This is a genomic window from Blautia sp. BCRC 81119, assembly GCF_003184505.1.
GTDB classification, from domain to species: Bacteria; Bacillota; Clostridia; order Lachnospirales; family Lachnospiraceae; genus Blautia_A; species Blautia_A fusiformis.
In genome coordinates this window covers 21,089-45,145 of sequence record NZ_QJHD01000019.1, presented here as the reverse complement: position 1 = coordinate 45,145, position 24,057 = coordinate 21,089, and the positions used below count along the sequence as shown (strand labels likewise).

22 protein-coding genes and 3 pseudogenes are annotated in these 24,057 nt (G+C 43.4%); 12 read left to right on the top strand and 13 right to left on the bottom strand.

Features of this window, described 5'->3' with window-relative positions; translation table 11 throughout:
• Positions 1 to 45 precede the first annotated feature (45 nt).
• Positions 46 to 657, top strand: coding sequence for an AIR synthase-related protein (locus tag DMI82_RS11980; RefSeq protein ID WP_110103447.1), 612 nt, complete (start codon positions 46 to 48; stop codon positions 655 to 657).
• 72 nt (positions 658 to 729) lie between these two features.
• Positions 730 to 1,230 (top strand): tRNA (uridine(34)/cytosine(34)/5-carboxymethylaminomethyluridine(34)-2'-O)-methyltransferase TrmL, encoded by a 501-nt coding sequence (gene trmL, locus DMI82_RS11975; protein ID WP_015524365.1) that lies wholly within the window; start codon positions 730 to 732, stop codon positions 1,228 to 1,230.
• A gap of 101 nt (positions 1,231 to 1,331) precedes the next feature.
• On the opposite strand, the gene DMI82_RS11970 is transcribed toward trmL, so the two are convergent.
• From DMI82_RS11970 to DMI82_RS11960, 3 genes are read right to left on the bottom strand one after another with little or no spacing between them, the layout of a single operon-like run.
• A complete protein-coding gene (locus DMI82_RS11970; protein ID WP_110103446.1) occupies positions 1,332 to 2,741 on the bottom strand; it encodes a sensor histidine kinase in 1,410 nt (469 codons plus the stop codon).
• Positions 2,738 to 3,439, bottom strand: coding sequence for a response regulator transcription factor (locus tag DMI82_RS11965; protein ID WP_110103445.1), 702 nt, complete (start codon positions 3,437 to 3,439; stop codon positions 2,738 to 2,740). The genes DMI82_RS11970 and DMI82_RS11965 overlap by 4 nt, the downstream gene beginning before the upstream one ends.
• 15 nt (positions 3,440 to 3,454) lie before the next feature.
• On the bottom strand, positions 3,455 to 5,836 hold the full coding sequence (locus DMI82_RS11960; protein ID WP_110103444.1) for an endonuclease MutS2: 2,382 nt from the start codon (positions 5,834 to 5,836) through the stop codon (positions 3,455 to 3,457).
• 308 nt (positions 5,837 to 6,144) lie between these two features.
• On the opposite strand from DMI82_RS11960, the gene DMI82_RS11955 reads away from it, so the two are divergent.
• From DMI82_RS11955 to DMI82_RS11945, 3 genes are all read left to right on the top strand, one after another.
• On the top strand, positions 6,145 to 7,092 hold the full coding sequence (locus DMI82_RS11955) for a 3'-5' exoribonuclease YhaM family protein (RefSeq protein ID WP_022426377.1): 948 nt from the start codon (positions 6,145 to 6,147) through the stop codon (positions 7,090 to 7,092).
• Between the two features lie 3 nt (positions 7,093 to 7,095).
• Entirely contained in the window at positions 7,096 to 8,457 is a 1,362-nt protein-coding gene (rlmD, locus tag DMI82_RS11950; protein ID WP_110103443.1) for a 23S rRNA (uracil(1939)-C(5))-methyltransferase RlmD, read from the top strand.
• A gap of 280 nt (positions 8,458 to 8,737) precedes the next feature.
• Complete coding sequence (locus DMI82_RS11945) at positions 8,738 to 10,363, top strand: hypothetical protein (RefSeq protein ID WP_110103442.1); 1,626 nt, start codon at positions 8,738 to 8,740, stop codon at positions 10,361 to 10,363.
• 64 nt (positions 10,364 to 10,427) lie between these two features.
• Here DMI82_RS11945 and DMI82_RS11940 read toward each other — a convergent pair whose 3' ends face one another.
• From DMI82_RS11940 to DMI82_RS11905, 10 genes and pseudogenes are all read right to left on the bottom strand, one after another.
• Positions 10,428 to 11,459, bottom strand: coding sequence for a recombinase family protein (locus DMI82_RS11940; RefSeq protein WP_270406393.1), 1,032 nt, complete (start codon positions 11,457 to 11,459; stop codon positions 10,428 to 10,430).
• Positions 11,378 to 11,731 (bottom strand): annotated as a pseudogene (locus DMI82_RS20695) (ATP-dependent helicase); the annotation flags it as partial. The gene DMI82_RS11940 and the pseudogene DMI82_RS20695, both read right to left, overlap by 82 nt.
• Positions 11,727 to 12,080, bottom strand: a pseudogene (locus DMI82_RS11930) (hypothetical protein); the annotation flags it as partial. The pseudogenes DMI82_RS11930 and DMI82_RS20695, both read right to left, overlap by 5 nt.
• Positions 12,081 to 12,134: 54 nt before the next feature.
• Complete coding sequence (locus tag DMI82_RS11925) at positions 12,135 to 12,320, bottom strand: hypothetical protein (RefSeq protein ID WP_110103440.1); 186 nt, start codon at positions 12,318 to 12,320, stop codon at positions 12,135 to 12,137.
• 66 nt (positions 12,321 to 12,386) lie between these two features.
• Positions 12,387 to 12,575: a hypothetical protein gene (locus DMI82_RS11920; RefSeq protein WP_015524375.1), complete on the bottom strand. Its 189-nt coding sequence runs from the start codon at positions 12,573 to 12,575 to the stop codon at positions 12,387 to 12,389.
• 15 nt (positions 12,576 to 12,590) lie between these two features.
• On the bottom strand, positions 12,591 to 13,163 hold the full coding sequence (locus DMI82_RS20095) for a DUF2815 family protein (protein WP_173740051.1): 573 nt from the start codon (positions 13,161 to 13,163) through the stop codon (positions 12,591 to 12,593).
• A gap of 18 nt (positions 13,164 to 13,181) precedes the next feature.
• A pseudogene (locus DMI82_RS11915) lies at positions 13,182 to 14,294 on the bottom strand (DUF2800 domain-containing protein); the annotation flags it as partial.
• Position 14,295: 1 nt separating this feature from the next.
• Positions 14,296 to 14,610, bottom strand: a complete 315-nt coding sequence (locus DMI82_RS11910) for a DNA ligase (protein WP_110103439.1) — start codon at positions 14,608 to 14,610, stop codon at positions 14,296 to 14,298.
• Entirely contained in the window at positions 14,546 to 14,755 is a 210-nt protein-coding gene (locus tag DMI82_RS19655) for a hypothetical protein (RefSeq protein WP_146207156.1), read from the bottom strand. Before DMI82_RS19655 ends, DMI82_RS11910 begins: the two co-directional genes overlap by 65 nt.
• Before the next feature lie 144 nt (positions 14,756 to 14,899).
• Entirely contained in the window at positions 14,900 to 15,418 is a 519-nt protein-coding gene (locus DMI82_RS11905; RefSeq protein ID WP_110103438.1) for a helix-turn-helix transcriptional regulator, read from the bottom strand.
• Positions 15,419 to 15,729: 311 nt separating this feature from the next.
• Here DMI82_RS11905 and DMI82_RS11900 point away from each other — a divergent pair, with 311 nt between their 5' ends.
• From DMI82_RS11900 to DMI82_RS11870, 7 genes are all read left to right on the top strand, one after another.
• Positions 15,730 to 16,632 carry a hypothetical protein gene (locus DMI82_RS11900; protein WP_110103437.1) on the top strand — a complete coding sequence of 301 codons (903 nt, stop codon included), beginning with the start codon at positions 15,730 to 15,732 and terminating at the stop codon, positions 16,630 to 16,632.
• On the top strand, positions 16,622 to 17,269 hold the full coding sequence (locus tag DMI82_RS11895; RefSeq protein ID WP_110103436.1) for a hypothetical protein: 648 nt from the start codon (positions 16,622 to 16,624) through the stop codon (positions 17,267 to 17,269). Before DMI82_RS11900 ends, DMI82_RS11895 begins: the two co-directional genes overlap by 11 nt.
• A gap of 41 nt (positions 17,270 to 17,310) precedes the next feature.
• Positions 17,311 to 17,511, top strand: coding sequence for a helix-turn-helix domain-containing protein (locus DMI82_RS11890; protein WP_008976224.1), 201 nt, complete (start codon positions 17,311 to 17,313; stop codon positions 17,509 to 17,511).
• Between the two features lie 21 nt (positions 17,512 to 17,532).
• Positions 17,533 to 19,809, top strand: coding sequence for an AAA family ATPase (locus DMI82_RS11885; RefSeq protein ID WP_110103435.1), 2,277 nt, complete (start codon positions 17,533 to 17,535; stop codon positions 19,807 to 19,809).
• Positions 19,810 to 19,892: 83 nt separating this feature from the next.
• A complete protein-coding gene (locus DMI82_RS11880) occupies positions 19,893 to 21,995 on the top strand; it encodes a type I restriction-modification system subunit M (protein WP_110103434.1) in 2,103 nt (700 codons plus the stop codon).
• Positions 21,996 to 22,007: 12 nt separating this feature from the next.
• Positions 22,008 to 23,294, top strand: coding sequence for a restriction endonuclease subunit S (locus DMI82_RS11875; RefSeq protein WP_110103433.1), 1,287 nt, complete (start codon positions 22,008 to 22,010; stop codon positions 23,292 to 23,294).
• Positions 23,294 to 24,052: a toll/interleukin-1 receptor domain-containing protein gene (locus DMI82_RS11870; protein ID WP_110103432.1), complete on the top strand. Its 759-nt coding sequence runs from the start codon at positions 23,294 to 23,296 to the stop codon at positions 24,050 to 24,052. The genes DMI82_RS11875 and DMI82_RS11870 overlap by 1 nt, the downstream gene beginning before the upstream one ends.
• Positions 24,053 to 24,057: the final 5 nt, after the last annotated feature.

The following is a 24,057-nucleotide window of genomic DNA, read 5'->3' as shown; positions in this document are numbered from 1 at the left end:
TAGTTCCGACTGTGCTTTCGCTGATCATTTATTAAGGCGGCAGTTATGAAACTTGGAAAAAAAGCACTGGAGGCGCTTCAGGCAGAGATAGACGGACGGCTTATGCCGGGAGACGAGCTGATCGTGGCAGGCCCTGTGGCAGCAGAAGGAACTGCATGGATCACAAAGAATTATCATGACAGGCTGCGGGAGTTTTTTGCAGAACGGTTTCTCGAGGATGCTGTAAAGCTTCCTGAGGTTTACGGAACAGGAACAGAGAATGATAAAATTTGGAAAATGGCGGAAGAATCCGGAGCCAGTGCCCGATATCGGATGGGAGAAGGCGGCTTTCTTGCTGCCCTCTGGAAAATGGCGGAGGCATCCGGAGTAGGTCTTAGTGCAGATCTTCGAAGTGTGCCCATCCGACAGGAAACCATAGAGATCTGTGAGATCCTTGATGTGAATCCGTACAAGCTGCTTTCCGGCGGAAGTATTCTTATGGGAATCCATGGCGGTGATGCGTTTGTGCAGCAGTTGCGGCGAGAGGGGATCATGGCAGCAGTGATCGGGCAGACCGATTCCGGAAATAACAGGCTTCTTTACAGCGGCGGAAATGCCAGATATCTGGAACGCCCGGCAGAAGATGAGACCAAAAAGCTTGGCTTTTTGATCTCATGAGCAAGCAGCGAAGCGGATTGCGAATGCATATTTTGTATATTTAATGCTATGTAGAAAAGAGGAAAAAAATAAATGGGAGTTTTGAATATTGTGCTCCATGAGCCGGAAATTCCGGCAAATACAGGAAATATCGGAAGAACCTGTGTGGCAACAGGAACCAGGCTGCATCTGATCGAACCGCTTGGTTTTCGCCTGAATGAAAAGGCCATCAAGCGTGCAGGTATGGATTATTGGGAACATCTGGATGTGACCAGATATCTAGACTATGAGGATTTTCTCAAAAAGAATCCGGGAGCAAAGATTTATTACGCAACCACCAAGGCACCTCAGACTTATACAGATGTGCAGTATGAGGATGACTGTTTCATTATGTTTGGCAAGGAGAGTGCGGGAATCCCGGAGGATATCTTGGTAAACAATCAGGAAACCTGCGTGCGAATCCCGATGATCGGAGATATCCGTTCCCTGAATTTAAGCAATTCAGTTGCCATTGTGCTTTATGAGGCGCTGCGACAGCATAATTTTACGCATATGAATCTGGAAGGCCACCTGAGAAATTACGATTGGAAATAAGCCTGCAAAGAGTAAATAAAAACCGCTGATCCGGAAATACTGTAGGAGATATTGAGAGATATTTCTTTTACAGCCTTCCGGATCAGAGGTTTTTTGATGTTTTATTTTGCTTTTTCCAGTGTAAAGATAAATTCTGTTCCAACACCTACGGTGCTGATCACATTGATATTCTGCTTATGAGCGTTGATGATCTCTTTTACAATGGCAAGGCCAAGCCCGGTACCCTTGCGGTCTTTTCCACGGGAGACATCGATCTTATAGAAACGGTCCCAGATCCTGGAAAGACTTTCCTTTGGAATTCCGCTTCCATGGTCTTTGACTGAGACAAAAACCTTGCCATGATTGACTGTGGTTTCCAGTGTGATAGAAGAATTGTCGTTGCTGAATTTTACTGCATTGTCCAATAAATTGTACAGTACCTGCTGGATCTGTTCCATATCTGCACGGACAAAAAGCTCTTTTCCCGCAAGGAGGAGCTCCAGACGGATGTTTCGTTCCGAACAGGTTCCCTCAAAGGTGGCGGCTGTGGTACGGATCGTTTCATTGATATCAAAACGCCGCATATGCATCATACGCTTTTTGACATCCAGTTCGTTTAAGGTAAGGAGACTTCGGGTAAGCTTCTCCAGACGGGTGGATTCAAAAGCAATGACTTTCAGATAACGTTCCTGCATTTCCGGTGGGATGGTACCGTCCAGCATGGCTTCCACATAGCCTTTGATGGAGGTCAGAGGCGAGCGGAAATCATGGGACACATTGGAAATGAATTGTCGTTGATACTCTCCGTTTTTGTTTAGCTTGTCTGCCATGTAATTCAGGGAGTGGGAAAGATATCCCATCTCATCTTCAGAATCTACGGGGATCGTGTAGGTAAGATTTCCGTTGGCAAATTCCAGGGCACCCTTTAAGATTTCTTTCAGAGGTTTGTGGACCCTGTAAAAATAGATCAGAAGAAAACTGAAAAACAGTGCATAGATCACAATAAAGATCAGGACCATAACCTCTACGATATTGCTGCGGCTTTCGTAGAGGTTTTTCATAGGGTAGTGGATCACCAGATAACCAGTCACCAGATCCGTATCTTTTATGGGAACGACTGTGCTTAGCTGTGTGGTTTTTAATGTCCCGTAAAACGTACCGGAGGAATAGCAGGTATCTTCGTAATCTTCCGGTCGGAAGTTCCTGACGGTGATATCACCGGAATCAGAGGACTGCTGGTTTGTGTTTATCAGAACGTTCCCATCTGTATCCATAACCCAGAAATCTGCATTTTGAAAGGCTGCTGCAGAGGAAAGAGCCAGGGTGAGGGATTCGTTTTTGGGGTTTTTTACAGCCTGACGAAGTTCATTTTTGGAAACCAGTTGGCTGGCAGTGCGGTAAAGGGACTCTCCGGTAGAGCGCTCCAGCCTTTTTTCTACCAGGTAGGAGCCACCGGAGGAAAGCAGCAGAAAGCAGATTCCGCCCAGCATAAAGTACAGGATCAGCAGTTTAGTATAAAGATGCTGTTTCATGAATCCTTTACCTCAAATTTGTAACCGATCCCCCAGACTGTGGAAAGAGCCCAGTTTGGGTTATCCTTGATCTTCTCACGGAGACGTTTGATGTGAACGTCTACGGTTCTGGTATCGCCAATGTATTCATAGCCCCAGATGTGATCCAGAAGCTGTTCTCTTGTGAAAACCTGATTGGGAGAAGCTGCCAGGAAATAGAGAAGCTCCAGCTCCTTTGGCGGCATATCGATCTGGTGTCCCATATAAGTTACAGAATAGTTGGTCAGGTTGATCACCAGATCCGGATAGGAAACACATTTTTCCTTTGGTGCGGCAGACGGAGATTTTACATGAAATCTGCGCAGTACCGCACGGACACGTGCCACCAGCTCTTTGGAGTCAAAAGGCTTGATGATGTAATCATCCGCTCCAAGTTCCAGTCCCAGGACTTTGTCAAAGGTTTCTCCCTTGGCGGAAAGCATAATGATCGGTACATCGGAGGTGTGACGGATCTCACGGCATACCTGGTATCCGTCAATGCCCGGAAGCATGAGATCCAGAAGGATCAGATCCGGGTGAAAAATATGGAACTGCTTCAGGGCTTCCTCGCCGTCATTTACGATCTTAGTCTCAAAGCATTCTTTTGTGAGATAGAGAGCAACCAGCTCTGCAATGTTGTTGTCATCGTCAACAATGAGGATTTTCTGTTTTATAGCCATGGCTTCAGCTCCTTTTTATTTCTTGAATTCTACAATGGTCACGCCGGCATCGCCTTCTCCGAATTCGCCGAGACGGAAAGAAGCTACGTGCTTTTGGCGCTTCAGGTAATTGTGGACACCTTTGCGGAGGGCACCGGTACCTTTTCCGTGAACGATACGGACGGATTTCATGTGTGCGATATAGGCGTCATCCAGATATTTATCCAGCTCTGCAACTGCCTCATCTACGGTTTTCCCCAGAAGATTGATCTCTGTGGAAATGCTGGCTGCCTTGGACATACGGATCTTTCCGGCGCCGGTACGCTGCATGGACGGAGTGGTGATCACCGGCTCGTCCACAAGCTCCAGATCGGAGATATGAACCTTGGAACGGATGATACCCATCTGCACAAAGAGATATCCTCTGGAATCCGGATGACTGGAAACTGTTCCTTTCAGATTCAGGCTGAGCACCTTTACGGTATCGCCAAGAGAAAGATCGGATGGCTTCAGCTGTTTCTTTGGCTTTTGCTTCTGCTGCCTGGAAGACATTCCATTTTCGGCTTTTGACATACGTTTTTTTAGGTTCTGGCGCTCTTTTTCCACGGAAGCGGTATCTACGTGATCCTTCTGGAATTTATGGAAAAGCTTCATGGTCTGATCTGCGTATTCCTTGGTATCGCGGAGAATCGCATGTGCCTGTTCATTGGCTTCTCTGAGAATCCGCTCTTTACGTTCATCCAGCTTTTCTTCTTTTTCCTGAAGAGATTTTTTCAGATCTTCTACCTGTTCTTTGTAACGGGCAATTTCAGCACGCTCGTTTTCGATGGTGACACGGCTCTGCTCCAGGGATGTCAGAACATCTTCAAAAGATTCATCCTGCTCGCTGATCTGTTCCTTTGCTTTGTCGATGATGAAATCCGGAAGCCCCAGCTTGGAAGAAATGGCAAATGCGTTACTTTTTCCCGGAACACCGATCAGAAGGCGGTAGGTCGGACGTAAGGTTTCTACATCGAATTCACAGCAGGCATTTTCCACACCTGGAGTGGAGAGGGCATAGATCTTCAGTTCGCTGTAATGGGTGGTTGCCATGGTACGGATACCCTGCTCGTGAAGATGTGACAGGATCGCAATGGCAAGAGCGGCACCCTCTGTAGGGTCCGTACCTGCACCAAGCTCATCGAAGAGGACCAGGGAATCCTGATCTGCGGATTTCAGGAAGGAAACCACGTTTGTCATATGAGAGGAGAAGGTACTTAAGGACTGTTCAATGCTCTGCTCATCTCCGATATCAGCATAAACCTCGCGGAAAAGTGCAAGTTCGGAACGATCCAGCGCCGGGATATGGAGACCCGACTGTCCCATCATGGTAAGAAGACCTACGGTTTTCAGAGAAACAGTTTTACCGCCGGTGTTTGGTCCGGTGACAACCAGGAGGTCAAAATCATCCCCGAGACGGATGTCAATAGGAACGGCTTTTTTCTTATCGATCAGTGGATGACGGGCCTGGCGAAGCCGGATCCGGCCTTCTATGTTGAAAATAGGTTCACTGGCGTTCATGTCCATGGCAAGTGCGGCACGGGCAAAAATAAAGTCCAGCTGTACCATGATGGAAAGATCTGCGTGAATAGCCTCCAGCTCAGCAGCTACCTGCTGGCTTAAGGATGCAAGGATCACTTCGATCTCTTTCTGCTCTTTCAGCTCCAGCTCGCGGATGTCGTTGTTCAGCTTGACAACAGCCATAGGCTCAATGAAAAGAGTGGAACCTGTGGCGGACTGGTCGTGGATCATACCGGGAACCTGGCCTTTATATTCAGCTTTTACCGGGATACAGTAGCGACCGTCGCGCATGGTGATAACGGAATCCTGAAGATAATTCCTGGCACTTCCTGCAACCAGAGAAGAAAGCTGGGTGTGTATCCGGTCGTTGGTGGCTTTGATGCTGCGGCGGATCTGACGAAGCGTGCTGCTGGCATCGTCACTGATCTCATCCTCGGAAAGGATACAGCGGCGGATCTCTGTGCTGAGTGGTGTCAGAGGTTCCAGTGCCGCAAACATTCCGTCAAGGGAATCGGTCATTCCGTCATCACGGTCACTTCTGGAATAGGCCTTTACACGACCGGTATTCTCAAGAAGACTGCAGACAGAAAGCAGCTCCGGTGCATTCAGGGCGCTGCCAACAGTAAGACGTTTTAATGTGCCGCGGATGTCCTTGACACTGCCGAAGGAAATGCCGCCTTTTTTGAACAGGCGTGCAAGGGCATCGTGTGTCTGCAGCTGCATGGACCGGATCTCTTCAATGTCTGTGGAAGGGGTAAGCTTCCGACAGAGATCCTTTCCCATGGGGGAGGAGGCCTTGTCTGTGAGCAGATCTATGATTTTATAGTATTCAAGTGCTTTGTATGCTTTTTTGTTCATTGTTGCTGTAGTTACTCCTTTTTGTTACTTCTGTTGATTCCGTGCTTTTCTGCGTAACACAGGATATGCAAAAAAAACACTTCGTTTCCTATTTTACATGATTTCCATAGCAAAGGAAAGTAAAATGTGTTATGATACTGAATAAAGCCCGGAAGTAAGTGGAAATTGTGCAGAAATGCCAGAAAGCCTGGACCGGGATGCGGCCAAAGATCATAAAGAAAGTCTGGCTATGAATGCAAAGTGTGAAGCGGATGTGTTTGTGAGTATGTCTGCTTTGAAAGTAAAAAGAACAGAAAGGCAAGAATTTTATGCGTTTTTTAAATGAATTACATGAGGGAGACAGAGTAAACGGGATCTATCTCTGCAAACAGAAACAGGCAGCTACAACGAAGAATGGTAAGCCCTATGAGAATCTGATCCTTCAGGATAAAACAGGTGTGATCGATGGTAAGATCTGGGATCCCAATTCTCTGGGAATTGATGAGTTTGATGCGTTGGATTACATTGAGATCATGGGAGATGTGACAAGCTTTGCAGGCGCCATGCAGCTGAATATCAAGAGAGCACGCAAGGCAGGAGAAGGGGAGTATGATCCGGCAGATTATCTTCCTACCAGTGAGAACAGTGTGGATGATATGCAGAGCCAGCTGCGAGAGCTTATCAACAGTGTGAAGAATCCCTATCTTTCCCAGCTTCTGAAGAAGCTTTTTGTAGAAGATCAGGAATTTATGAAGATATTTGAGGGACATTCTGCAGCCAAGACCGTACATCACGGCTTTATCGGCGGACTGATGGAGCACACTCTTGGAGTGACCCGTCTCTGCGATTATATGGCGAATGCATATCCGCTATTGAACCGAGATCTTCTGATCACAACCGCACTTCTTCATGATGTGGGCAAAACGAAGGAGCTTTCTGCTTTTCCGATGAATGATTATACAGATGAGGGACAGCTTCTTGGACATATTGTGATCGGGGCACAGATGGTACATGATCTTGCAAAAGAGATCCCGGATTTTCCGGAGAAGCTTGAAAATCAGGTGATCCATTGTATTCTTGCACATCATGGTGAGCTGGAGTACGGTTCTCCCAAGAAACCGGCACTTGCGGAGGCAGTTGCCCTGAATCTGGCAGACAATACAGATGCAAGGATGGAGACACTGACAGAAATTTTCCACGCAGACAAAGGCAAAAAAGAATGGCTTGGTTTCAACCGGCTTTTTGAGTCCAATTTAAGAAGAACAGGAGATATTTAATACATGGAATTCCGTAAAAACGATATACTCACTTTAGATATAGAGGATTGCGGAGTTGACGGTGAAGGTATCGGGAAAGCCGATGGCTTCACCGTTTTTGTGAAAGACGCCGTGATCGGAGACCGGATCAAAGCCAAGATCATCAAGGCAAAAAAGAACTATGGCTATGGCCGTCTGATGGAGGTGATCACACCGTCTCCATACCGTGTGAAACCTGCCTGCTCTATTGCCCGCCAGTGCGGAGGATGCCAGCTTCAGGCATTATCCTACGAGCAGCAGCTGAAATTCAAGGAGAAAAAAGTCCGTGGCCATCTGGAGCGGATCGGCGGTTTTAAGGATTTCCCGATGGAGACGATCATGGGAATGGACGAGCCTTACCATTACCGCAACAAGGCACAGTTCCCGGTAGGAAAAAATAAAGACGGAAAGATCATCACCGGTTTTTATGCAGGAAGGACCCACTCTATTATTGACAACCGGGACTGTATTCTGGGAGTGAAACAGAATAAGGATGTTTTGGACCGTGTGATCGGCCACATGGAAAAATATCATGTCCAGCCTTACGATGAGACGACAGGCAAAGGCCTTGTACGCCACATTATGATCCGCTATGGTTTCCATACAGACGAGATGATGGTTTGTCTGATCTTAAACGGAGATAAGATCCCTGCAGAAAAAGCTCTGGTGGATTCTTTGTGTGAAATTCCGGAAATGACCAGCATCACCATCAATGTCAACAAAAAACGGAACAATGTAATCCTGGGAGACCAGCTCCGTCTTCTTTGGGGACAGTCCTATATAACGGACAGTATCGGAAATATATCCTATCAGATCTCACCACTGTCCTTTTTCCAGGTCAATCCCATCCAGACCGAAAAACTGTACGGAAAGGCCCTGGAGTACGCAGGTCTCACCGGAAATGAAACAGTCTGGGACCTGTACTGTGGAATCGGAACCATCTCCCTGTTCCTGGCTCAGAAAGCAAAATTTGTCCGCGGCGTGGAGATCGTACCACAGGCCATTGACAATGCAAGAGAGAATGCTAAGCTTAATGGAATCGAGAACGTGGAGTTTTTTGTTGGAAAAGCAGAGGAAGTACTGCCGAGGGAGTATGAGAAGAATGGCGTTTATGCAGACGTTATCGTGGTAGACCCGCCACGGAAGGGCTGTGATGAGGTACTTCTGAATACGATCCTTAAAATGAAGCCGGAGAGGGTTGTGTATGTGAGCTGTGACAGTGCGACACTGGCGAGGGATCTGAAGGTGCTGTGTGCGGAGGATTATGAACTGGTGCGGGTTTCTACTACTGATATGTTTCCGCAGGGAGTCCATGTTGAGACTGTGTGTTTGCTGTCAAGAAAATAAAATCAAGTGCTGAAAAGCGGCGTATTTCCGGGCTTTTTGTAAGGTTGGTATCATCAGAGAAGCCTTGCGGAAAGCTCGGTTTTATTATATGGAAACATATCTACTTTTCGGTCTGATTGGAGAGAAATTGAGTACCGGAGAATAGCGGTAGGGTTTAGGCTGTGGATTAGATGTCAGAGGTTGTGTCACTAGGATTGTTGTCAGAGCCGACCGCAGTTTAAGCCACTCGATACTAAGGGGCAGACTTGGCAGTGGAATAGATAACAGGAGGATTTGAAAGATGATGGATAAAGATTATTTGTATCAGATTGATATTCGAGAATGGATAGAGAGAGGATTAGATGCTGACATAATGGTTCCTGTATCAGGAAATAAAATTGATAAAAAGTATGATATATACCTTCAGAGTTTTCTTCTTCCTTTGAATGAAGTTGAAAATGATATGGAAAATGATACATATAATGCACATACATTGATGCCTGGAATTACAGTTTACGGTTCTTGGGAGGATGATGAAAAGGTTTATCATCGTTGGGGAAATGACAATGGTTATGAACCACTTGTTATAAAAAGAGAATATAATGGCGTAGCTACAGATTCAATAGAAATTGTTGAAGAGTTTCGATTATTATTCAATCTGTATTTCAATTCACAAAAAAATGAATATATTGATGTTTCTAACGGTGAAGGAATTACCGTAGTGAAAATGAATGATAATGGGTATGTAACTATACATAAAAGATACTTAAAAACGTATCTAGCAGTAAAAGAAAAAGTATTGATGATACATATTGATAGCAGGTGCGTTTCTATCGATAATTCGGAAAAAATCAAGGAAGATGGATTGGTTTATAGAAATAGCGAAAACACAATTTTTTATGCACTTAATATCGGAAATACATCAACTGGACTAAAAAGGAAAAATTATTCCATCATTTATGCAAAAAATGTTGTCTCAGGTTGCAGTTTATGTGATAGTAATATTTGGCCGTATAATGAAGAAAAGACTTATGTTGATTTTATTATTGGTATAGATGAGAACGGAAAAGAAATACGCCATACTTGTAATCCGAAAGAATTAAACAACTACTTCGGGGCAAATCCAACAGCGCCGCACTATTTAACACCTGTATATTTTGACAGTGCAGTACTGAATAAGTATTATTCGAAACCTGAAATTTATAAAGTCGAAGATGGAATTATTCGATGTGGTGTATTGTGGTCATTGTATATTGATAATAGTAATTCAGATTATGTATCAGCTTATTTAGGTGATTTAGGAAGAGATTTACCAAGTGAAGCCGAGCAGCATTATTGGAGGGGATTTAACAAGTCGATTGGAGGAAAATTGAGCAAAACAAAAATAAAGAGAGATTTTATGTGTATTGCATCAGACTCAGAGTCTCCAGATTTTGTTTTTAAGAAAGCTTATACACGATTAAATAGAGTTTTCACTGAAAAGTATGGATGGCCTTTATTTTTATCATTAACAGAGCAGGATGCTTATAATTTTGAAATATTACGAGTTCCAGTAAATAATTCAATTACTGAGATGGATATGCTGGTTCTTTCTTTAGTCAAAATACTGATTGATTCTTTAAATGAAAAGAGCATTTCAAAACGGTTAACTGGTAATTACGAAAAACTTGTAGGTAGCATTTCAAAAATAGAAGCTTGGCTATGTGAAAGTAATATCGAAAACTATAATGAGCATATTAAGTTCTTGAGAAATCTACAGGAGTTACGTTCAAGTGGAACGGGACATCGTAAAGGAAAGGGATATCAAAAAATTACGAAAAAGCTTGATGTGAAAAAAGAAAACTATGCAGAAACCTTTTCCTGTTTGTTAAAAGATGCTACTAACTTTTTAACGTTCATGGAATTAAATATTGAAAATTTGAAATAAAATGAAAAGGCTCCCCATCACCGGGAATTATCCAGTGGTGGGGAGCCATTGTATATCTATAGAGTTATGCATCCACATCAATGCTGACGCCAGATTTCAATTCAACTATTATGCGGTCATCCCAGATGGTGATCTGCTTAATCCAGCGTCGCACCAGTGATTCATCGAATTCAGTAAGGAGGGCGGTCTGCTGTGAGATGTAATCCTGCAAGTCGTTAATTCTCTTTATCTGTTCATCCCTTGCGGCGGTATCGACAGTGGTTTTCTGACGAAGTTCTCGGAATCTGAAGATCTCATCCGCTATTTCGTCGTAGTCCTCTTTACTGTTGGCTTTTTGAATCAGCTCCTGTTGCAGGGCCATTAGCTTCTTGTCAATGCTGTCTATGGCTGTTACCTGTGAAGCTCGGATGACTGCGGCAATGTTAAGCTGGAGCTGTGCCTGATAGTTATTTTTGTCGCCGAGTAATTGATTGATGGCATTGACAACGGCATCCTGAAGAACCAGCTCATTGATGGTTCGAGCGTGGCATTCAAGTCCGGTGGATTCCAGCCTGCTGATGCAGCGCCAGACAATTGATTTGACGCCTCGATTGTTCCAGTGGAGTCTTCGGAACATTTCACCGCATTCGCCGAAAATGACGATTTGGGAGAAGCAGTGATTGCAACTGTAGCTTCGTTTTTTGCCATTGTCACTGGTTTTTACCACTCGTCTGCGGACAAGTTCTTCCTGTATCTGCTGGTAAATGTTCTTCGGAATAATGGCTTCGTGATCGCCTTCTACATAGTATTGTGGAACAAGACCGTTATTTTTAACTCTGGTCTTGTTTAGAAAGTCTGTAGTGTAGGTCTTTTGAAGCAGGGCATCACCGATGTATTTCTCGTTTCGGAGAATTTTGTTGATGGTGCTTGTGTGCCACTTTTCCCCTCCGGCACCGGTAAGGATACCGTCACGCTCCAGGCCTGCAGCAATCTTGTCCATACTGAGACCTTCTAAATATTCTCGATAAATGCGCTTTACGATTTCTGCCTGTTCTGGATCGATGATGAGGTTGCCGTCCGCGTCTTTCGTGTATCCAAGAAAACGATTGTGGTTGATTTGTATTTTCCTTTTGTGATGATATGCTCTATCACCACGGTTCCGGCGGCTTGGCCCTGTCTCCAAAGTCGGGCGTTGGTCTGCTGATATAATTCCAGTGACCATGTCAGACCAAACCAGATAAGGGTGGAACCGCCAGCCTGTAGATTGAGTCCATGACCAGCAGATGCAGGATGAATGACTGCGACTGGTATCTTTCCAGCATTCCAGTCGGTGATGTCCTTGCTGGACTTTATTTCTCTCACATCAAAGCGCTTTTTGATTCGTGACACCTTCCAAGGAGAGTGGAAGCCCCATCGTGGCGGACCATATCATAGAGCAACGCCAGCTTTCCGGTTTCAGATATTCTCCGGTCGGATAACCTAAGAAACGAGAAAGACAGATGCGTTCAAAGGTAGCGTTGAAGGCCCACTTGATGACACATTCATCCTCTAGAGCAAGAAGGATTTCTTTTGGAATCTGTTCTCCGCAGGCAAGATCAATGACCTGAACGGGCTGGTTATCTACACTGTAGGCAAAGAGTAAGATTTCAAAATCAGGTGACTCTACATAGCGATATACTCCGGTTTTCTGAAGTGGCACATCGCTGTAGGTTTCAATATCGATACTAAGTGTTTTCATGAGATTGTCCTTTCTACAAAACAGGCAGCAGAGAAATCCCTGCCGCCTGCCTTGTTACTGTTTATCTTTATTGGATTTATATTTATTGATGTCACGACGAATGTGGTATACCGCATAACTAACAAGGTAAAAAATGATTTTTCCTACGTTGTAGATGATGAAGCCATATACCGCCGCAAAAAAGGTATAGGAGATGACATTAGCAATAAATAGATTTAAGATTTCTGCAAATTCATTCATAGGTTGTCTCCTTTTGTCAGAAAATGTGCTGGCGGCAGTGAGTTCCACCGCCAGCAGGTTGATAGATTACTTAAAGTCTTTCATGCGCTTTTCGTGGTATTCGAGGTCGCGCTTGTCTTTTTCCTGCTCACGCTTTTCACGTTTATGGTCGTTGATGATACTCTGAATCATAGAGATTGCAGTAGTGAGACCGACGCAAGCGAAGCAGCCGATACAGATGTTTACAAGAATTGTGCTAATCACGATTGTCTCCATAGTTTGCTACCTCCATTAGTCAAGAAAATCATCGTCGTTATCAGTTGCAAAGTCAGATTCAGCAGATGCCTTACCGCCAAGAGGCTCGCCATCATGAATCTTCTGCAAATTGTTAAGGCCACAGGCGATGCCTTTATTGCCAGAGCTGTTGAAAGCGTAAAAACTGATGCTGGCACGACCGTAGATTCCAGAGTAAACCTCAGAACGAGTGAGGATAGGATTGCGGTCTGCATCTACGATACCAGGTGCAGAGGTTGCATTTGCATTCACAAAGAAGCTGCCAGCGTATGCAGGATCGTCCGGTCTTTCAAGATCTCCGTCACGAAGAGGCGTCTTAAGTACAGAAAGAGCAGGTACGGATTTACCATTGCCCTTGAGCTTTGCTTCACCTTCACGGTATGCAGCCTCGATAGCAGCTTCAATCTTTGCAACAGTCTTTGTGTCGGATTTTGGGATAATCAGGCTGACACTATATTTCGGAGTGCCACCGTTGATGGATTTAGGTTCCCAGACGTTGGCATAGCTCCAACGTGTGTTAGGACCAGTGATAACCTTCATGGGATTTGTCATTTTTACATTTTTACTCATTGTCATATTCCTCCATAAATCATTTTTTGCTGTGTTCATTGCCGGGCGTTTATCGCTTTCCGGCACAAGAGTAGGTTTGCCTTGTGGCTTTTCAATATAGGCTGCAAGGAGTTCCTCGAAGCGAGATTTGCCGAGTAGCTTTTGCATAGCAGTGATACCAAGTAGCTTCTTTTCATAAGGGTCAAAACCAGCAGATTCGACAGCCTTTGATACAGCGGCTTCGTTGGTATATCTGCGATTAGAGCGACCTTCGACCAGCTTCCAACCGGTCCATTCTTTACCGCTGATTGCCTGCTGGAGTGCATACTCCTTGATGTCGTTGGCCCAGGAGACCAGCTCGTCGACACGGGAAAGAATGACTTCAATTTCTGAATCCGTAAGCAGTGGTGGCAGTTTGAAATCGTGCTGTGCGAGTAGAAGATTGGCTTCTGCTCTGGCCCGGCATTCATGCTTTGCCTTACAGAATCCGCACCATTCACCGCACAGGAAGTTTCCATCACTGGCAAAGGCGAGGTCTGCGGTAGGCTTCAGAACTTCATCGGCCCACTGATACAGGTCATCCTTACTGACTTCATAGGTAGAAACGTTCTGACGTCTGGGCTGGTAGATGGTCATGCTGACCGTATCGATGTCATAAATATCATCGAAAAGCTCCAGAGCGCCAAGAGCGTAGCATTTCATCTGTGGATTGTCTTCAGCGCAAACAAGTATTCCAAGACCGTGTTTGTAGTCAATCACATGCATAGTTCCATCGCTGATGAGAATAGCATCTGAGGTTCCGAAGCCTTGTTCCACCCAACGGGAAAAGTCCACTCGTTGTTCAATCAGAACAACTGGATCGGAGCAGGTCTGCTTGGCATCTTCCAAAAGCTCCATAATAAAGCTGGCGTACCCGGTGGCACAATCTTCCATTTCGGCGTTGTACCAGTCGAGACTTTTGGTTGGATCAGTAGCTTCCATGCCGAGAGCTTTAAGGAGCTTGTATTCACAAAGAGCGTGTGCGTCGGTACCTTCTGCAGCATAATCACTACCTTTATCCTCATAGGTTTCGCAGAGTCTTGCTGACGGTGGGCAGTGGAGCCAGCGGTCAGAAGATGATGCGGAGAGGATTGAATGTCCTTTAGGTGGCATATTAGAGCACCTCCACTTCCCTAAGCAGGGCTTCATAATGTTTCGGGTCTACGAGTGACAACTTGCTTGCACCGTACTTTTTAAGAAGCTCTCGAATTTCAGCTGTATGCCCGGCACGAGATTTATCAGCCAGAACAGCTCGAACTTCCTCAAGGGTCAATGCAGTTTTCGCAGGAGCAGCAGGGGCTTCTGCTTTTTCAGTAGCTTCGGATGCTCCTCCAAACTGCTGTGCGAGCCAGTTTGCTACATCGTTAATAGCAGCGGCGGCATTTCTCAGCTCTTCGATGGTCATAGCCATATCGCTCATTTTTGACATTTTCTGTTCCTCCTTCCTCGGATTGTCTGTGTGCGGCGATGATTCTGAGATTCTTCGCCATTCTTGCGGATACCTGACTGATTGCAGTGAGAGTAGCAATCACTTCTGCGTCAGTGCCGCTTCGGTTGTGAAAAGTCTGTTTCACGATGTTCACCTCGCTTTCTGTAGGTCGCTTTGTTTCGCCTTACACTACTCAATGGAGGTGAGATTGCCGTTTGGCCGAAAAAATATAAAAAAGTTTTTGAAAAGAAAAATCGTCCCCTAAAAAATCAGAGGACGACCATTCATATTAGATGTAGTCCTTAAGCTCGGAGCGGAGCTTCTGGAACAGCTTGTCCCTGCGATACACGAATGTATTACGAGAGAGGCCCATTTCCTTGCCGCAGTCACGTTCCGATTTTCCTTCCATAATAAGCTGGCAGATAAGACGGCCTTCCGGGTCCAGCTCGTTCAGCTTTGCGTAGAGGGCACGAAGAAGTTCTGCGTCCTCCATTAATTCAGCGATAGCTGCGGATTCATCCGGCATGTCATCAAGCCAGCTCTTTTCATTTCCTTCACCGTCGCTTACGGTGTTATCGAGAGAAAGCTGATCGCCAGCCTTGACATACGGACAGGTCATACAGTCCATGTCGCATAAATAGCGTTTGCTTGCAGGGCAGACACAACGGCCATGTTCCTGCTGGCGTTTACGGTAGGCGTTGATGTCACGGTAGTAGTTCGTGTAGAACTCCTTGTTTACGTCTACCCAGCTTTTGGATTCCTTGATGTAGATACGATACTGTTTGCTCTGATTGTCTTTGTTTGCCATAACATTTACCTCCTGTGATTGGCATAGATTTGTGACCAGTCACAGGTGGAAACAGAGATTTCAGGCATATTTCGCTGTAGAGTTTATTGTTCGTTCATACTCGCTACATTGAAAATAATGTCGAAAAGTGTTATGATGATTTAGTAGGGTTTGTTGGGGGTTGCTCTGGTTTATATTCATCAGATTCGACGGCCGACAAACATCAAAAAATCCCTGTGGCTTTTCACAGGGCTAGAAAATAGTAAGTTGAGTAGGCTTGCCATTCACAGTTGAGTAAGTTGAGTAGGTAAATTTGGTTAGAGGGACAATCAATGACAAAAAATGAAAATTTAAGACTGTGTGGCGGTACGTTTTTCACCTTGCTTTTAGAGGCTAGAAAGCAACTGCTGGGTGCAAATGAACACTACGCAGGAAAAAAAGATGGATTAACTGAATATGAAACTTTGATTGGTTTGGCCAGAGTGATACGTTCTGATTTAGCGACACCAATGCCGACTGAAATTAAAACAATTCAGGGTAACGCTTCAGAATATAAGAAATGTAAGAATGCAGGCGGAGGCTACTTCCCGTTCGGTGATAAAACGGCATTGAGAGTTTTTGACGAAAGAGTGAAGAACGAGTATGTGGATACATTGAGAAAAATGTGCCGCTTTGTGGATGACTTCATTGATGCTGGAGGAGATATAAAAAAAGACGAGCTACTCGTGAAAGCACTCGTCGAATTAATATCGTTGGATAATTGCATTGATGATAGCCAATCTTTCTATATCAAAGAAGATGGAACAACAGCGCAGAAAAAAGAACTCATAAATATGAAAGAAATTCCTTTGCAGTCATTTCTATTAGGTATATTTCATTATTCGGTATGTAGTGTTGATAATGTAGTTGGAGCTGAAACATTCGATTTCTGGTGTCCGTCTGCCGGTGGAGCAAAAAGGACTTACAAAGGAGATATTGGTGCCGATTGGCCAGTAGATATCAAACTCAGATACATTCAGCTTGAAGATTGTGACATAGCTGAGAATGATGCTAATGGCTCACCAGAAGATGTCATAGTTGAAGCGGACTGTGAAGATCCTCATCAGAACAAAGAAAAATCTAAACAGCAAATGGTTTTTAATTTCAACGTAACTGGAAATAACAATAGCTTCATTCAGCATGTCGATAGCATTACGAACAATTATTATGGAGGGCAGAAAAAAGATGGAGAATAAATTACAGCCATCACAACCGGGAGCTTTGCAAGCGCAAACACCGAATACGACATTTAATTTGCCCGGTAACAATAATACATTGGTAGCTCATACAGACGCTGTGAACAATACCTATAGCGTAATGATGGTGGGTGGGGCACCACCCATGCCGGGAAGCCCTAACGCAGTGCACACCATTACATTAAATACAGATTTCTATCACCTTCTGGTTGTTGGAGATGATGAATTAAATCCTCAGTACTGTCATTGCCTTGTTCGAAAGGACAGAGCAATAACGGAAAGTACCTCAAAAGAACTGAAAGCAGCTTATGCGGCTTTGTCAGAAGATGCAATATCGGTGCTGAAAACCTATCCGGCAATTATTGCGACTGAGAACCACACTTATGGGAAAACAGATGAAGACCACTATGCTGCGTATGGGTTGATTGTTGATGTAAAGATTCAGGACAATGGCATTAAAGTATATTATCAAATACTTAACTGGATACCACAGCAGAAAATAAATGAACTTCGGTTTGAACTCGGAATCGAAGGCTGCAGCGGAACGAATGAATTGAATCGTATGCACTGGGCAATAAAAAAGATAAATGCAGTAGAGGTATTAAGGGAAGCTGGGATACAAGTCTTTTCTTTATAAATACGCAACCACTCATCTGGAATCGAACATGGAGGAATAATATGAGTGCAGAATATGAAAACATGCAAGTTGAAAAATGGGTAAACCTTGAAGATGTAGCAGAACACCTAAGTTTGAGTCAGGATACAGTCCGTACTTGGATAAAAGAAGGAAAATTACCTGTATATAAAGCTGGAAAACGATATAAATTCAAAATCTCTGAAGTTGACGAATGGGTCAGAGAAGGAAAAATTAAAGAATAGAAGCAGGAGGTAGATTTGCATATGAACCCTAAAATGAAATCAGCAATAGAAAAAATAACGTTAAACGATGCCACATTTTCCAATGAGGTTATAGAACCGACGTATGTAAATTTCTTCTATGGGAAGAATGGTGCAGGCAAATCTACCATTGCACGAACGTTTAAGGCAAACGATGAGCGTTTACAGTGGCAAGCTGGGAAGGCATCAACTGACTATGATGTTCTTGTGTATGATACAGATTTTATAAATGCTAACTTGCGTAACTATGGAAATCTTGCTGGTGTATTCACCGTAAATGAAACTAATATTGCTATTCAAGAGCAGGTTGATACACTCAATGCAGAACGCAAGAAAATGGGTGAGGAATATAACGGACATAAGGCCGCTATAGACCAGAAAACAGCGGATAAGAATACCGCTTTATCGACATTTCAATCAGACTGCTGGAGCAAGAGTGCGGAAGCCAGAACACTATTCGATGAAGCTATTAAGGGTAAGAAAAAAGCTGCATTATTCGCTCAAGAAATTTTAGCAATTACGCCGGTTGCTCATGATGTTGAAGATTTAAAAACTCTATATGGGACCGTTTTTTCTGGCGATGCACAGCAGTACAACATGCTGTCTAAGGCAGGTAAAGTTACCTATGCATCCCTGCCGGGATATGAATTGATGGGAAAACCAATCTCCAGCAGCAGTGATACGGACTTTGCAAAATTTATTAAAGCCCTAAAAGCTACTGATTGGGTGCGAAGTGGTCATACTCATTTTGCTGGCCAGACAGACGGAAAATGCCCATATTGCCAGCAAAAACTCCCGTCTAACTTTGATAAAGAAATAGCTGCATGCTTTGATGCACAGTATCAAGATGACATCTCTGCGATTAATGCTTTTCAAAGAACATATGAATCAGAGATGGATTCCGTTGTAGCAACGCTGGAGGGCAATGTATCTGCTGCTATGCCGGAATTAGACTTGTCAGAATATGAAGTAAAAGTTCAGCTTCTTGTGGATGCGATAACCATTAATAAACAGAGAATTGCAGCAAAGATTAAAGAGCCGACATCCATTGCTTCCTTAGAAGATACTGATAGTTTGCTCATTGAGATTGGCACTCTGATTGATGGCTTTAATAAGAAAATCAAAGAAAATAACGAGATAGTCAGAGACCTCAAAACAAAGAAGGTTCTATGCAAAAAGCAGGTGTGGGAGTATCTTGCAGAGCTTTTGAAAGCTGATGTAGCTGCGTACAACAAAGCACTGTCTGATTTGGACACTGAAATAAAAGCATTGAAAGATAAAATGGAACAGTTAAAAAAGGATGCTACTGCCAAGAAGAAAGAGGCCAATGAACTAAACAAACAGATTGTGAATACTGAGGCCACTATCGATAGCATCAATGTTCTGCTTGATAATTCTGGTTTTGAAGGTTTCCATCTTCGTGCAAAGGACGGAGTAGCAAATACATATGAGGTTATTCGGCCGGATGGAACTGTTGCAGAAAAACTGAGCGAAGGTGAAAGAAACTTTATTGCATTCTTGTATTACTATCACCTTGTGAAAGGAAGCCTTAATAGTGAAGCTGTAAAAGATAAAATTGTTGTTATTGATGACCCGGTATCCAGTATGGATAGTGGAGCATTGTTCATCGTCAGTGCTCTGGTCAGAGAGATGATTGAGGTTTGTTACAACAATACGGACTATCGAAGCCATAAAGTCGACGGCGACTATATTAAGCAGATTTTCATTCTGACTCACAATGTTTATTTCCATAAGGAAATTACGCATCACCAAGCAAAGAGATATCACAGCGTTTCGTTCTATATGATTCGTAAGATAGAAAACATTTCTTCAGTTAAACTTTGTGTGCGTCAGAGTCAGAGAGTACCTACCGAGCAAGAGAACTATAATCCAATTCAAAACTCGTATGCTGCTCTGTGGGATGAATATAAGGAACTGAAAACAGCAAATACGGTGAAGAATGTAATCCGACATATTCTTGAATACTACTTTATTCAGATATGTGGCTACGAAGGAAACGACCTTCACAAGATTGTTCTGGAACAGAATAAGCTGTTGTTTGTGGATGAAGTGGAAGGACAGAAGCCTAATTATGACCGATACAACCTTGCTTCAAGCATGCTCACATATATGAACGACGGCCCAGCTGTTATAAGTGATGGCTTCAACTATATTGATGATGGCAGTGATGTGGAACAGTGCAAAAAAGTGTTTGAGTTGATTTTCACTGCCATGCATCAGGAACAGCACTATAAGATGATGATGGGAATCGAGGACTAAGTCCCGATTTTTGGACACTTAAACATATAAAATTAACAATGACTAGGGTTAGGAAGCTCTTAGTCTGATTGGAGGAAAATATAATGGCACAAAAGCAGACTATCGATGCAATGTGGGACGATAGCCCTATCGATGTATCAACAGAGGTGAATTTTATCTGGTCTATTGCAAATAAGCTGCGTGGTACATACCAGAGTGATAAATATAAAGATGTAATCATTCCGATGGTTATCATCAGACGTTTTGAGTGTGCGCTGGAACCTACCAAAGACAAGGTGGTTGCACAGTTTAAAGCAAACCCAAATTACCCGGCAAAAGCTATGTATCGTATTTCGGGGTTTCAGTTCTACAATACTAGTGAATTTACACTTGCAGAATTGATTAATGATGCCGACAATTTAGCAGCCAACTTTAAAGCGTATCTTCAGAGTTTTTCTCCTAATGTGCAGGAGATTATTGTGTCTGCTGAGAAAGGTTTGGACTTTTATAAGCAAATTGACAAGATGGATAAAAACGATCGCCTGTTAAGTGTCGTCAAAGCATTTTCAGAATTGGATTTGAATCCTCGCACGATTGATAACGTAAAGATGGGATACATTTTCGAGGATTTAATTCGTAGATTCTCTGAAAACGCTGAGGCTGGTGATCATTACACTGGACGAGATATCATTAAATTGATGGTAAATATTTTGTTAGCTGAAGGCTGTGACGATATCTTTGACGACGGAAAAGTAATTACAGTTTTGGATCAAGCATGTGGTACAGGTGGTATGCTCTCCACAAGCTATAACTTCATTAAGAGATATAATCCTACTGCAGATGTTCGTCTTTTTGGGCAGGAAATCAATCCGGAATCTTATGCTATCTGTCTTGCAGAAATGCTCATCAAAGGTCAGAATGCAGAGAATATCTGCTATCAGGACACTATGAAGAAAGATCGATTTGCTGAAACCAAGATGCGCTTTGTTATTGAAAATCCGCCATTTGGTACTCCGTGGGGAGGTAAAGATGCAGCTGAAGGTGTAGAAAAAGCAGTTAATGATGAATATGCAAAGGGATTTGAAGGCCGTTGGGGTGCTGGGCTCCCTGGTTCCGGCGATATGCAGATGCTGTTTTTGCAATCTGCTATTGACAAAATGGATGATAACTTTGGTCGTGCTGCTATTATTGAAAATGGTAGTCCATTATTTTCAGGTGGTACAGCTTCTGGCGAAAGCCAAATTCGTCGTTGGATGTTAGAAAACGATTTAATCGAAGCAATTATTGCATTGCCAACAGATCTGTTTTACAACACGGGCATAGCTACATATATCTGGGTGCTTTCAAAAAATAAACGTGCTGAGCGCAAGGGCAAGATTCAGTTGATAGATGCTTCGTCCTTCTTCCACAAACTGCGCAAGGCTCTGGGTGATAAGAAAAATGAAATATCTCCGGAAGACCGCAGCACCGTAACGAAGCTCTATGCAGAATTTGCAGAAAACGAGTACTGCAAGATTTACGACAACGAGGAGTTCATTTACCGTGAGTACACGGTTATGCAGCCTCTTCAGCGTAGCTATGCCATTACAGAGGAGCGTATCGAAGCTATGCTGTCTAAGGGTGCGCTTTCTTCTCTCTATGATCAGGCTAAGGTTAATGAATTGGAGAATGCTGAAGAACTAACTGGCAAAGAACAGAAAAAATTGGAATCATTCCAAAACAATCAGGCCTTATACGATGAGATTATTACTACATTGAAAGCTGTCACTTCAGAACAAGTATATAATTCACCGACTGAGTTTATGCCTGTACTGACTAAGGCACTTGCTTCGGCAACATCTGATAAAAAATTGCTCGACAAGATTGCTAATGGCCTCTCTATTATGGATAAGAATGCAGAAATTCAACGTGACCGCAAGGGAAGGATTATTTACGACAAAGAAACCAAGGACACCGAACTGGTGAAATGGGAGGAAAGCATCGAAGATTATATGGCACGTGAGGTTTTGCCTCATATCCCGGATGCCGCCGCTTTCTTTGAGGAAGATCTTGGAAAGAAAAAACCTGTCATCAAGACCGGTGCTGAAATCCCATTCACGCGGTATTTCTACAAATATCAGGCATCAACGCCAAGTGAAGAGCTGGAAACAAAGTTTATGGAACTGGAATTTTCGGTTTCAAAGCGTGTGGCAAAGCTGTTTGAGTAAGGTGGTGCTGATATGAGAGAAATGAAAGCGAGTGGAATCTCTTGGTTGGGAGAGCTTCCCTCCAATTGGGAACTAAGAAAAATAAAATACTGTTTGCAAGAACGAGTTGAGAAAAATAATCCTGTTAGGACAACAGAAATTCTTTCGTTGACTGCTAAACAAGGCGTCATTCCATACGATCAAAAAGAAGGTGGAGGAAACAAACCTAAAGAGGATGTGAGTGCATACAGACTGGCTTATCCTGGGGATATCGTAATGAATAGCATGAATATATTGTCTGGCTCTGTGGGGCTGTCGCAATATTTTGGTTGTGTTAGTCCTGTTTATTATATGCTTCGCCCTTGGAATGCAAAGGAAGATGTACGCTACTATAACTATATCTTTCAGACAACGATGTTTCAACGCAGTTTGTTTGGACTTGGAAATGGCATTCTTATTAAAGAATCTGGAAATGGAAAATTGAATACAATTCGAATGCGCATTCCGATGGATAAGTTTGGCGGCCTTTTTATACCGGTTGCTCCAACAGGTGAGCAGCACCGCATTGCCGATTTTCTCGATGCTAAATGCGCTGAAATTGATGTGCTGACCACCGACATTCAAACTCAGATCGACACGCTGGAGCAGTACAAGCGGTCTGTTATCACCGAAACTGTCACCAAAGGACTGAATCCCGATGCCGAGATGAAGGACAGCGGGATTCAATGGATTGGCAATATGCCTTCACATTGGGAGGTTATTCGTGGCAAGTACATTCTACGATATATGCAGAAGCCGGTGCGTGATGATGATGGTGTAATAACCTGTTTCCGCGATGGTGAGGTAACCCTGAGAAGCAATCGACGTGAAGATGGTTTTACGATGTCTGATAAAGAAATCGGTTATCAAGGCATTGATATCGGTGATCTGGTTGTACATGGTATGGACGGCTTTGCAGGCGCTATTGGCATTTCTGATTCAAGAGGCAAGGCGTCACCTGTGCTTAATGTTTTAGATACCAACCAAAACAAGCGATACATTATGTACTATCTTCGTAGCATGGCGTACAGTGATGTATTCCTTGCACTGGCAACCGGAATTCGAGTTCGTTCTTGTGATTTGCGTTGGAACAAGTTAGCGGATCTTTCATATCCTGTTCCACCGCTGGATGAACAAAAAGCGATTGTTGAACATGTCGATGCAGTGCTTGCAAAGGCGGATGATGTTATCTCTGATAAGAAAGAGCAGCTTGCAACACTTGACGAATATAAGAAATCACTCATCTTTGAGTATGTAACTGGGAAGAAGGAGGTTGTCTAATGGCTACTTTTGAAGAACAACTTAATAATCTGCTAGAAAGGACTCATTCTATTAAAAGCCCAATTAATGCAGCGGCAATCGGTACGGATATAAACGAATATAATCGTCCGAGTGAAGTATGGATCAATGATGTAGAGATTTTTTACAATAATTATCTTAAAGAACATCCATTAGGCGACCGCATGAAAACAATTCTGTTTCATAGAAATCTGGATGCTTACAAAAATCTCGTTGGATGTTTGGAGAGCATCAGTAAGGACCAAGATTTTATAAATAAAATGAACGGAATTTCAATGGTTAGTGTACCAAAGTATCAGGCAAAAACCTTGCCTGAATTTGATGTGTTTATTTCCCATGCTAACAAGGACAAAGAAGATTTGATTGAAGAATTATATCAGTCATTAAACAAACTGGGGATTAAGATTTTTTATGATAAAGAGTCTTTGGAGTGGGGAGATAATTGGAAGGATCGTATTCTGAACGGCACGAAAAAAGCAGAGTTTGCAATTATCGTTATTTCGGAAAACTTCTTTGATCGAGAGTGGACCGAGCGTGAATTGAATGAGTTTTTAAATCGACAGAATAGAAATGGACAGAAGCTGATTCTTCCGATTTTGCACAACATTACGGTTTCACAGTTACAAGAAAAGTATCCATCTATAGCGGATATACAAGCGATTGACTCATCCAAGTATAGTTGCGACCAGATTGCTTTGCTTTTTGCACGTCAACTAATCAAACGGCTGAAAAGTGAGTAAGGAGG